General features: G+C 28.3%; 12 protein-coding genes and 1 pseudogene. All 13 read right to left on the minus strand.

The features are described from left to right. Positions 1–173: 173 nt before the first annotated feature. Positions 174–1,739, minus strand: a complete 1,566-nt coding sequence (locus ABID14_RS07905; RefSeq protein WP_354368884.1) for a Cna B-type domain-containing protein — start codon at positions 1,737–1,739, stop codon at positions 174–176. Positions 1,740–1,915: 176 nt separating this feature from the next. After that, positions 1,916–2,743, minus strand: coding sequence for a hypothetical protein (locus ABID14_RS07910; protein WP_354368885.1), 828 nt, complete (start codon positions 2,741–2,743; stop codon positions 1,916–1,918). A gap of 444 nt (positions 2,744–3,187) precedes the next feature. Continuing rightward, a complete protein-coding gene (locus tag ABID14_RS07915; RefSeq protein ID WP_354368887.1) occupies positions 3,188–3,406 on the minus strand; it encodes a permease of phosphate ABC transporter in 219 nt (72 codons plus the stop codon). A gap of 109 nt (positions 3,407–3,515) precedes the next feature. Continuing rightward, positions 3,516–4,358: a patatin-like phospholipase family protein gene (locus ABID14_RS07920; RefSeq protein ID WP_354368889.1), complete on the minus strand. Its 843-nt coding sequence runs from the start codon at positions 4,356–4,358 to the stop codon at positions 3,516–3,518. A gap of 25 nt (positions 4,359–4,383) precedes the next feature. Then, positions 4,384–4,713, minus strand: coding sequence for a hypothetical protein (locus ABID14_RS07925; RefSeq protein WP_354368890.1), 330 nt, complete (start codon positions 4,711–4,713; stop codon positions 4,384–4,386). 15 nt (positions 4,714–4,728) lie between these two features. Next, positions 4,729–5,115, minus strand: a complete 387-nt coding sequence (locus ABID14_RS07930) for a thioesterase family protein (RefSeq protein WP_354368892.1) — start codon at positions 5,113–5,115, stop codon at positions 4,729–4,731. A gap of 252 nt (positions 5,116–5,367) precedes the next feature. Continuing rightward, positions 5,368–5,790: a hypothetical protein gene (locus ABID14_RS07935; RefSeq protein ID WP_354368894.1), complete on the minus strand. Its 423-nt coding sequence runs from the start codon at positions 5,788–5,790 to the stop codon at positions 5,368–5,370. Positions 5,791–5,878: 88 nt separating this feature from the next. After that, a pseudogene (locus ABID14_RS07940) lies at positions 5,879–6,343 on the minus strand (ATP-binding cassette domain-containing protein); the annotation flags it as partial. A gap of 288 nt (positions 6,344–6,631) precedes the next feature. Beyond that, positions 6,632–7,156, minus strand: coding sequence for a hypothetical protein (locus tag ABID14_RS07945; protein WP_354368895.1), 525 nt, complete (start codon positions 7,154–7,156; stop codon positions 6,632–6,634). Positions 7,157–7,362: 206 nt separating this feature from the next. Beyond that, positions 7,363–9,864: an ABC transporter permease gene (locus ABID14_RS07950; RefSeq protein ID WP_354368897.1), complete on the minus strand. Its 2,502-nt coding sequence runs from the start codon at positions 9,862–9,864 to the stop codon at positions 7,363–7,365. After that, on the minus strand, positions 9,827–10,504 hold the full coding sequence (locus tag ABID14_RS07955) for an ABC transporter ATP-binding protein (RefSeq protein WP_354368899.1): 678 nt from the start codon (positions 10,502–10,504) through the stop codon (positions 9,827–9,829). Before ABID14_RS07955 ends, ABID14_RS07950 begins: the two co-directional genes overlap by 38 nt. Before the next feature lie 87 nt (positions 10,505–10,591). Continuing rightward, entirely contained in the window at positions 10,592–11,464 is an 873-nt protein-coding gene (locus tag ABID14_RS07960) for a sensor histidine kinase (RefSeq protein ID WP_354368901.1), read from the minus strand. Then, positions 11,452–12,105, minus strand: a complete 654-nt coding sequence (locus ABID14_RS07965; protein ID WP_354368903.1) for a response regulator transcription factor — start codon at positions 12,103–12,105, stop codon at positions 11,452–11,454. Before ABID14_RS07965 ends, ABID14_RS07960 begins: the two co-directional genes overlap by 13 nt. Positions 12,106–12,270 lie beyond the last annotated feature (165 nt).

Raw genomic sequence — 12,270 nt, forward strand, 5'->3', positions numbered from 1 at the left:
TTTTGCTATTGCTTCTTCTCTCCCACATGTCACCATGTGAAACTTGCAAGTTGCTATGGGATTCGTCGACAACTACGCTCCTTAGGGAATTTCACTCCAGCATTAGAACATGCCAGTCATACACAAAAAAGATGATTACCAAAAAGCAATCATCTTTTTTAAAACATGTTCAACTATTTTCTTTTACTATATTTTTTTGATTTCTTTTCTAATAAAGCAATAGAAATAGCTGATAATATTGTCAATACTATATATCTAGTAACACCTGCATCGTATGTTTTAGGTGCAACTGAATTGTCTTTTATATTATTTGTTTTGACAATATTTTCTTTTACATCAACAATTTCTGTTTTTTCAGAAATTATAGGTTTTTCCTCTTTGATTTCCTCTACAATTGGTGTCACTGGAGGTTCTTCCGGTGGTTCATTTGGTGGATTGTAGCTATTTTTTGCTTTTATAGACAGATGCTCTGTCAAGCTTACTGTATCAGCAAAATAAATAATATAGCTGCCATCCTCTTGTTTTTCAACCCTGATAAATTTATCTAAGTTTTCTTGATTAAGTTCTATAGATTTATCTTCAAGTTCAAAAATTCTGTAACGATAGTTGCCACCAGACAGGGCTTCATTTAATTCTTTGCTTTCATAATTAAATGAGATTTCCTCTCCGTCTTTGTTCTCACCTTTAATTACAAGAACTGAATTTCCCTGTTCAATCTCACTAGTAAAGTCATCTAATTCAATTTCTGCAACGGAATATTCGCTGTCCTTAAGAAGTCCTTCTAAATCCGATAAAGTTTTGGTCCAATTTTCCTTTTTAGTCAATTTTATCTCTGTCTTATTGCCGGATTTATCCGTTAAAACGAGCGTAATTTCTTCAGGTACTTTATCTTGACCATTGATCCATTCTTTTAAGAATTCGATCTCATGGTTTGGACCGTCGTAGTTAGTGACTTCAACTTTAGGCTTGGATTCCTCTTGTGGTTCTACGAAGCTTTCCTTTGGATAGGATCCATGTTTATTTGCTTCCACCTTGGTTACATTGAAGAGATCATAGGGAACGCCATCAATGATAAGTCTTGGAACGTAAAGAGTGTAGAACCCGTTTTGGTCTTGTTTGATATAGAAATTATATTCCGTAAGACCGGGTACAGTGGAAGCGTAATTCTTGTAGATTAAACCTCCATTTAAGTTGGCTTCGGCCTTATTATCCTTTAGATGCTTTTCGTAATCCGCCGGAGTATTTGCGTATTCTCTGTTCACAACATTGCTAAATTCGGAGAGAAATTGGTCGGAAACGGCCACTCCTCCGCCAGAACCGGATCGATTGCCGGCAATAATGTCGTCGGTAATGATAAGCTCTGACTTAGGATAGGCTGTCACGCCCCCATTGTTGTTGTCAATAAGGCCATTGTTCATGGTAAAGCTTGCACTTGGATCCACGTACACGGTTCCGGCAGAAGTCGGACGGTTATAGTCATGATCAATTTTCTCGTAGGAAGTATTGTTAGAAATTCGTCCTCCATCCATTGTAAAGGAGCCGCCCTTTTTGACTTTAATGGGGCCGGTGTAACCGTGTTCATTCATAGAGTTCATAATCACGGCATTTTTCATAGTAAGCTGTCCGCCATTACGGACCGTTCCTCTATCGTCAAAAGCGGTTTGAACCTCACTGTTTCCATCAATATAAATTGCGGAATCCTCTGTTCCAAGGGTCAATTTACCTATAACTTCAAACATTGTGTCATTTATAAATTGTTTCACTCTTTTTATAATGATATCACCTATTTCAGCTGACGGAAGTGGATTATTTTCTAAATTTGCTTTTTCTAAAGCTTCTTCTCCACGTTTTCTAGCTTCTTCAATTATTTCTCTTTGCTTATTTTCGCCACTATTGGCAAAATCAGCAGGTTGTTTTATAGATTCCCACTTTTATCAGCTTCTTTACTATTATTTGCAGTTAATATAATATCCTTGTCTTTACCAATTACAATTTTCTTTGTAACATCGAAACTTTTAGTGATAATTATCTTAACTTGACCTGTAGCTTTTGATATGGCATCTAATAAAGAATCCATTGAATCCACTTCAACAGTTTTTTGGCCGTCATTTTCGTCGATTTCATTTGCTCTGACTGCAGAAATTGATAATTCATCTCCCACATTTAAATTTTTAAATGTGATAGATTTATCTTCTTTTAGATTATCATCATTAGCAGTATCTTTTTCTAAATTAGAAACTTGGTCATCTTCTTGTATTGAGTAATCTTTTCCTCGCAAATCTGTATTTATATCATTGTTTTCATCAACTCTTTCAAAATCAGAAATAAATTTATTGTCATTTTGTTCAAATTTTAAATTATCTGCATCATCAGATAATTTATCTTTGTCAAAAGTATCATTATCGGGTTTAGGATTATCTTCCAATTCTGTGATTATTTCTTCTGATTTCGAAGTTGAACTTTCCTCATTGATTTTTTCGGTGATATCTTTTTTGTCAATATCATCGCTCTTAGAATCGTCTAAATTAACTATTTCTTGAGTATTATTTACAGAAACATTTTCATCGTTATTAGAATCTAAAATATTTTTTTCATTAGTGATATTATTTTCAGTATTGTCATGGTTTATACTTATTTCAGATGATATTTCATTATTGTTAATATCAGTTATATTATTTGCATAAACTGGACTTAAAAACATACAAAAAATCAATGAAATAAATATTAAAAATCTCTTTTTCATTTTCGTTTCACCTCCTTATTATTTATTAACACATATTCATGTGTTATGTCCATCATTTCAGAAAAACATTCTCAGGTAAATATGAGCAATTGATTTTTTGTTTAATTATTATGCTGTATATTAATATACTATATAAATGATTTGTTTGAGTTAATAATAAAAAATTTCAAATAAAAATTTATCAAAATTTATTTTCTGCTCAATCGATAATTCCTAAACTGAAATTATAATTTTGTGATTCTAGCTTAATAACAAGTTGTGTTATTAACTTATATTTAAGGCAATCAGTTTAGAATGATTATATAATTCATTTTATATTTCTAGGTTTATAAGAGATTCTAAATTTTGACATAAAAAAATTGAATTCAGAATAATCCATTTTCAAACAAGATTACTCTAAATTCAATTCAAATTACCATATTAATTTATTGATTATTAATAAATTTACATCTTTTTGGTATTTTTAATTAATCTCTTAATCAAAGGCATATAAGAAGCTGCAAAAGTTGCTCCTGCTAGGCCAGCAGCCAACTTTTTATTTTTTTCAGAAACTCTGATTCCAATGAGCACCCCCAAAGAGCATAAACATAATTTAGTGAGTGCGAAATCTGTCCAATCGCTATTTTTAGCATAATTATTTCCTATGTCGAATAAATTTTTCATCAATAATCCCCTTAAATTATTTTTGTTTTACAAGCTAAGAGTTAAATTAACATAATATCTAGTTATTAAATTTATTACCCGATATTTAGTATATTAAAATATAGATTAGTTATAAATTTCTTACTCTCTCTCTTTTTAGAAATTCATGACAATCTCTTCTACCCAATTGATATAATTCTTCTAATTTATTTGAATCCTTTTCGATTCTTCCGACTTTAGGTTTGGATGATGGACGAATAATTTTTATTATCTTTTTTCGTTCTAATTTTTGTAAATCAGACATTTGTTTGTTATACATTTTATGTCTATTTCTGATTTTATCGGCTAATTTTGGAAATTCTTTTTTGTAAATCAAATTAGTAATGTGGGGAGGTAGAGGCTTTTTGATATAATTTTTAGGTTTAGTTAAGATGACAACTAGACGGTCATATCCATGTTCTAGCATAAATTTAAAAGGTATGCTGTCTGTTATTGCCCCATCCATATACAGTTTATTTCCTATTTTAACTGGTTTAGATAAAAAAGGCATAGAACCAGATGCACGTAGCCAATCCATTTGTTCAAGCACACTTTTTACTATAAAATATTCTGGTTCGCCTGTTTCTGCATTGGTCATCACTGCATAAAACGGAACATTGGACTTTTTAAAAGTTGCGTCATCAAATACGTCCAATTCAAAAGGAACTTTGTAATATGCATAATCCGTGTCTATTATATTTCCAGTTTTTAGAAGAGGCAATATTCCCATATAATGTTTATCTTTATTATATTTTTTATTATATCTAATGACACGACCCTTTTGATTTGACAAAAAGTTCACCCCAAAAAGTGCTCCTGCTGATACTCCAATTATCCCATCAAATGCGATATTATTATCCATAAAAACATCTAATACTCCAGCAGTATACATTCCACGCATGGCTCCGCCTTCAAGAACTAAACCTGTCTTCATATTCTCCCTACTTTCTAAAGCTAATTCACTCTAAATAACGAATACCTTTATTATGAGTTTTTGCATATTTAATCTCCGATTTTGTACTATTTCCAATATAACCATCTACATTGATGACAAAAATTTCATCAGCCATATCTATTTTTCTTTTGTGCATATCATCAAGCATTTCTTTTGTCTTTGTAAGAGTTCCCTCGTCCATATTCTCCCAAACTTCACTATCGCCAGCATGTCCGAACAGACCTACTGATATAACTATATACCCATCCAAAGTTAGTTGTTTTTGAACTTCAAAAAATTTGTCCTTAAATCTAGTTGAACCACATAGTGTTATTACTTTGTATTTACCTACCATCAATTGCCTCTAATATTATTTATTTTTCTTAGATTCAGCTTTTTGTAAAAACTTATCACTATCTATGATAAATCTCTCATGAGTGCCTTCTCCGATTAATCCTTTTTCATCATAAACTTTTGCATCGAATACAAGCTTTCTTTTATCTATTTCAATTAATTCAGTTTCACATTTAATTTCCATATCAAGTGGCGTTGCAGAAATATGTGCTATATTTAAATTAGTACCAACAGTAGCTTGTCCGTTTTCTAAGTAAGGAGCTACCGAAGTCCAAGCAGTTTCCTCAATGAGTGCTATCATAGCTGGTGTTGCAAATACTGCAAGTGTGCCACTTTTTAATTTTTCTGCCGTATTATCCTTATTAACTTTTAATGTCTTAGTTTTTTTAATTCCAATTTTCAATTTAAACTCTCCTTTAATTCTTTATGTATAATATATTATAACGCGTAAAACAAAATTTCCAAATATTTACTGTATTAAGATACTAATATTCAGTTAAAAGAATTTATTTTAATCACTTTAAATGAGTTAGGAAAATAATCTCTAAAGACAACTAATCTTATTTTAAATAGATTTAGTACTATTATAGTGAAATATAGAAAAAGCACCTTCTCTTTGCAAGAAAGTGCATTTTGTATTTGTATTATCGCTTAATTAATTTAAGTCAAAATCTTTCATAAAAACATCATAAAATGAAATTGTATTATCAAGATCTCCATTTATCAATCTATTGAAAACTTTATTTATGGGAGTAAGATAATTATCTTTATCAAGTTTTAAAACTGGAATGTGAGAGTCTCCAATAATATCCCAAACAAATCCCTTTTTTCTAAGTCCATTTGAAAGCATAGTCTCCCCTAAATACGAACCAAAGATAAGATCCATAGTCCAGACTTGTTTTTCTGTAGGTTCACAAATTTTAATATCGTCACTGTAAAAGTCCAATATCTTTTCTAAATCTGCAATACTTTTACTACTAAAATCTAAATTTTTCCCAAAAGACTTTGCATAATCTACAGCAGTATTAGAGTGTTTTCGAGCATTAATTGTAAAATCATCAAATCTTTTTAATAACATCTTTACCTCTTCCAAAATCTATTATTTCAGCTATATTTTATATACTTAATTAGATTTTTGGATAAATAAATTGTATACATAATGTAAATTATTTTATTCTGAAAAGCCCAGATTTATTCAATTTATAAATCCTATCACAAACATTATTTATATAATTTCTATCATGTGAGACAGATATTATAGCTCCTTTAAAAGACTTTAATGCTTCAAGAACCTCCACCTGTGACGTCGGTGAAAGATTACGAGTAGGCTCATCCAAAACCATCATTTCTGCTCTTTCTAAATTCATTTTTGCAAAATATAATTTAACCTTCTGCCCACCTGATAATTTTGAAATATTTGTATACATTTCTTCGCGCGTGAAATTTAAACTTCCAAGATAAGTTGAAATTTCTGTATGTTCGGCCTTATTGAAGGTTTTGGATAAAAATTCTATAGCATTTAAATCATTATTATATAAATCAAAATAATTTTGAGGTATATATCCTACTTTTAAATTCAAAATTTTTAATTCTTGAATAGTTCTTTTTAGTAAAGTTGTTTTACCGATTCCATTAGAACCAAAACTGGTACAATGTTTTTAAACAAAAAATAAAAAAACCAGGAGCAAACAAATGACCAATTACATTTTTCAATTAATCAAGAAGAAATACAAAGTATAATTAATGAATCACTAATACAATTAAAAAATTATAAAGGAAATAGAATTCGTAAAAGAAAACGAAAACTATAAATGATATTTATGAAAAAACCAATAAATTATTTATAAGGAATTTAATTAAAACCGTATCGAGTAATATTTGTTTATTTCTTTGGTAATCAATTATTTAAGTATTTAAAGCTATCCAAAATATTCATCACAATAAGAATACCACTTTTTAATATAATCATCATGTGAAAGTATTTGTAAATCTCTAATATGAAAAATATCTCTGCTCTGAGCCTCCTTAATAAAATCATAGATAAAACCTTCAGACGAAGTTTTAAAAGTATAAATATTTTTAATATCACTAAGATGTGCAATCATTAATCTCGTATATCCATCTAGGCATATATATTTATCACCATGTTTCAAAACAGGTATAATAACATCCTCTTCCGATTTGATAAAGTTTTTAAGTGCATTCATTTTATTAATATCAATATAAAATTGAGATGGTTCAATATCATCAATCGATATTTTTAATAGAGATTTTTTTGGATATGATTTTACTAAATTATTTTTAGCATCATAAAAATTTACAATATGCTCAGCATAGATTCTAAATTCTTCGATAACTTGTGGAAATAACTTGTAATTATTTCCCTTTATCACTGCGTTAAATTTATCAGTAATAATAATTTCGTAAGGTTCAGTGTCATTCACCAAAAAAACAACCATGTTGTAAAAGTGCTTTCTTAGAAAATCTATCATCATTATAATTATTTATTCTATTTCTTTTTAATAAATCCATAGTATACCTCTCATTAAATAATAGGCCTTTATAAAAAATATTTAAAAATATTTTCTTATCAACTGATTAAGCAATTTTATCGCTGCTAAGAAATTGCAATATTTCTTATACATCAAGTTTATTCTAAATTTCTTATTCTATCAACAAGACTATTTTCACTATGTTTTTCATAAAATTTACTAGTAAATATTATTCCAACGATTATATTTACTAAGTTCACGAGTACAAGAGGCATTATTATGAATTTAAAGGAAGTCCACTTAGTTTGTGCCATAAAATCTATCAGGATAAATTTATTTACAAGAATCATGGCTACAAAAGAAAACATTAAGCTTGAAAATGAGTAAATTAAATTCTTTTTGATTAAATATTTTTTGAGGCTTTTCTTAGTCATTCCAATAGCTTCAAAGATTGATAAATTAACCTTATTCCTTAGAATTTCTGTAGCTATAATATTTATAAAGTTTAGTACCGAGATTAAAAACAATACCAGAGATAATCCGTAACCAACAAACTCTATTAGATTTTTAAAGTCCTTAAAAGACTTTATTTGAATATCTCTCGAATCATAAGAAAAGTCTGGATCATACTCCATAGATTTTAATAGTTTGTCAAAATTTTCCTTTTCACTACTTTCTACATCAAAGCCATAGGACATTATGCTTTTATTACCTATAAGTTCTTCATACAAATTAGGATTTAAATAAACATATTCCAAATTTAGTTTAGGACTCTGTTCGTCAAAGGGGTCTTCGTGAATAATTGGAAAGTATCTTGATCCATTGGAAAAATTATAATTAATTTTGCCCATGACTTGAACTTCTTTTATCTTGTTTTTTACATTAATCTTTATTTTATCTCCGATTTTAAAGTAAGAATTATTTTTAATTCTTTCGCCTATAATTACATAATCTCCTGTTTTCCATTTTTCTTTATCAAACTTTCCGTCTGTAATTTTTTGTTTGTTTATTAGATATTCATCTATCCCTAATAATATTGGAGCAATTTTGTTTTCTTCTATTTTTACATCTGGATAATCATACTCCAAGCCATAGTAATATAAAGCACCTCCACCTTTAAAGCCTTTATGATTTTCTATTTTATCAATATACTTTTCATTAACTCCGTCCTCACTTCTGTTATACATATATCTAAAATATTTTGGGTTTGCTATATTGTAATCAGTTACAATTATATCTGAAATGCCCTTCTCTAAATCAATATTACCAGTATAAGTTAAAACACTATTCAAAATAACCGCTGATAGGCTCATAGATAGTACAATTGATATAAATCTAAATTTATTTGAAAATACTTGTCTTCTAGCAAGCTTTCCTAGTGAAATATTGTCACTTTTATATCTCGTGTTTAATTGCGTTTCATTATATCTATTGGCGTCTATAGGTGAAACTTTAGCTGCATATCTTGCAGGACTCATCACTGATAGAAATACTGTAAGTAAAGTAAACGCTGTAGAAAATAAGATAATTAAAACTATTGTTGCCAATGATAATTTTATATCTGTTAACATCTCATTATTAGAAAATATTTTATTTAAAATTACTTTCCCAATAGAAATACCCAATATATTTCCAATTATTATTGATGGGAGTGAAACAGTTAGAGATTCAAAGTGAACAAGCTTTTTGATTTGTGGTTTTGTCATCCCTATAGTTTTAAGAAATCCAAAAATTTTTATGTCTTCGTTTACCGAGATTTTGAAAATATTATTTATTATTAAATATCCTGCAATCATTATTAAAATTAAAAAAGCTAATGCAGGTAGAAAAGTTGCTAAATTAAAACTATTACTACCCGATAAAAAATATGCAAAATTAACTCCAATTCTTATTTCATTGTCAGATAAATTTCCTGAACTATCAACCACTTTATATCCATTTCTTTCTGCAATTTTTAATAACTTATCTTTTATATTAAAAGAGTTTTCGAGCATGACTTCTATATCGTTTGTTTTTCTTGGAAGTGATAATTTGTTCGCATAATTTTTTGATAAATATATTTGCCCTACACCCACATTTGAATCAATTGGATTTTGAAAAGTTCCTGATATAATAAATGTCCCACTTTTATTTTCTATAATTTCTCCGGTGTATGGTCTTTCTATATTGTATAAAATCTCTATCTCTTCTCCAATTTCACCTTTATAACCTAATTTTTTAGCAGCTGCCATATCTATAAATACTTCATTTTCTTTCTCTGGAAACTTCCCTTTAACTTTTTCTATTAGAGACCAGTCGAATCCATTTTTATCCATATAAGATAATTCTGCCATAATTTTTTCATCAGCAAGTATGCCAACTTTCTTTCTTACTGAAAATTCTTTGATACTTTTATCTTTAGATAAAACTTCTATATCTTTATCTGAAACTTCTTTAAATGAACCATGACTTATAGTACCTACGGTTTTCATCGTTTGTACTTCCATACTTTTCCCTAATCCCAATACTACTGAAAAAAGACTTGTAAATAGTATAGATGTTAAAGCGATGGATAATAAGAGAATATTTCTCCTGTTTTTATTAGCATTTAGGATGCTATTGGCAAGACGCCTGATATAAGCTTTATTTTTGACTTTCATTCTTTTTAACCAGCCTTCCATCTTCTATCCTTAGAGTTTTTTCTGCAGCTTGAGCTACAGCATCATCGTGAGTAATCATAAGAATAGTATTTCCAAGTTCTTTATTAATCTTTTTTAATAAATACACAACTTGGGATGATGATTTTGAATCCAAATTTCCTGTAGGTTCATCAGCTAGAATTAGAGACGGCTTTGTAACTAAAGCTCTTGCTATAGCAGCTCTTTGTTGCTGTCCTCCCGATAACTCATTTGGCATTTTATTTTTTTGATCGTTTATCTCTAGAATGTCAATTACATAATCGACATATTTTTTATCGACCTTGTCGCCGTCAAGCCCAAAAGGAATTATTATATTTTCATAAACATTTAACATAGGTAGTAAATTATATGACTGAAATACAAATCCGATATTTCTTCTTCTAAATATAGTTCTCGCATCATCTTTTAAACCATAAATATCTATATCATCGATTATAACTTTGCCACTTGTAGGATAATCAAGCCCACCTATCAAATGTAACAGTGTTGACTTACCTGATCCAGATGCACCAACAATAGAAATAAATTCCCCGTTTTTTACATCAAAAGATACATCATCAAGTGCTCTTACCTCTACACCATCTGAATTATAATATTTTTTTAAATTTTTTACTTTCAACATATTTCACACCTCTTACATTGATAATAACAAATATATCTTACAAACTACTTACAAGACTTCTTACAGTTTTGTAAGAAAAAAGACTTCTCATAAAGGGAAGTCTACTGCAAATTTTATTTTATTGTTATTTAGAGAAGCCTTTATATTTCCACCATGTTTTTTTATAATTTCTCGGGCTATAAAGAGTCCTAACCCAAGTCCATCCTTAGAAACTGAATTTTTACCTCTATAAAATCTTTCGAATATTTTTGGCAGAGTTTCTTCTGATAAATATTTGCACTCATTTTCTATGTCTAGATTATAATTTAGGTAAGATTTATAAACGGAAATATTAATAGTTGATTTATTTGGAGAATATTTTATAGCATTATCTATCAAATTGTGGATAGCTTCTTTAAGCCACCTTTCGTCTAAATCGAAAATTAATTCTTCATCTTTTAAAATTATTATTATCTCTTTTTCGTTTAATATGGATTTAAATTCTACTAAAATATCTTTTACTAAATCTGATAAATTTGCAGTGTTTTTTTGTAATCTAATAATATCAGATTCAAGCCTGGAAGATTTAATGAGAGTTTCAATCAAAAATTTTAGTTTGTCTAACTCATATTTTATAATTTCAATATAATCATCTTTTGGGTCATTTTCTAATAAGCTAATGTATAGAGAAAGATTACTTATAGGTGTCTTGGTCTGATGTGAAATATCAGCTATTAAATCTTTAGTCTTATTTTTCTCTGTATTTATTTTGAATTCTTTTACTTGACTTGCATATAAAAATTTAATCAGTTTTGACTTGATTTTAGATAATTCTTTTTCATCAAATTCTGGGGATTCTAACATTCCATCTCTTGCAGCATCAATATAATCCGACAACTCGCTTATTTGTTTTTTTAAATCTATATATTTATATGTAATAATTACTAAAAAAACAAGTAAAATGACAATTAATAAGTCCATTTATAACCAACTCCAAATATAGTTTCAATGGGATTATAAGGTTTTAGCTTATTTCTAATTCTTGAAATATTTACACTTAAGGTATTTTTATCAATAAATTCATCATCAATTCCCCAAACAAATTCTAATAGTATTTCTTTAGTTAAAACCTGTCCTCTGTTATTTATTAAAGCATATAAAATTTTTATCTCTGTTAATGTTAGATCAAATTCTTTGTTATCAATGGAAAATTTATTTTCACCAAAATTGAAATTTATTCCAGCTTTTATATATCTATTTAACTTACTATAGTTAATTTTCTCAAATAATCTTTTTATCTTTGCTTCCAAAATACCTAAAGAAAAAGGTTTAGTTAAATAATCATCCGCACCCAATTCAATAGCTGAGATTATATAAGGTTCTAAATCTATAGCAGATAAAATTATAATTGGAATTGATGAAATATTTCTTGTATATCTTATAATTTCAAGGCCATCACCATCTGGTAAATTCATATCTAATAAAATCAAATCAGATTTATTAATAAATTCTTTTGCCTCATTTATAGTCAATGTTGAAATAACTTCATGTTTTTTACCTAAAGCTATAGATAAACCCTTATTTAAATGTCTATCATCTTCAATAATTAATATTTTTTTCAACTCTGTAATCTCCTTATTAAAACTATAATTAAATTATACCATTAAATATGGTAACAAAAAACAACACCATTTATTCTAAAATATGTTAAAATTATAGAATTTTAATAGATTTATATTTTTCAGTAGTATTATAATAAATCATCTCAATTTTCCAAACGCATTTTA

The organism is Peptoniphilus olsenii (assembly GCF_040545475.1).
Classification (GTDB): domain Bacteria; phylum Bacillota; class Clostridia; order Tissierellales; family Peptoniphilaceae; genus Peptoniphilus_A; species Peptoniphilus_A olsenii.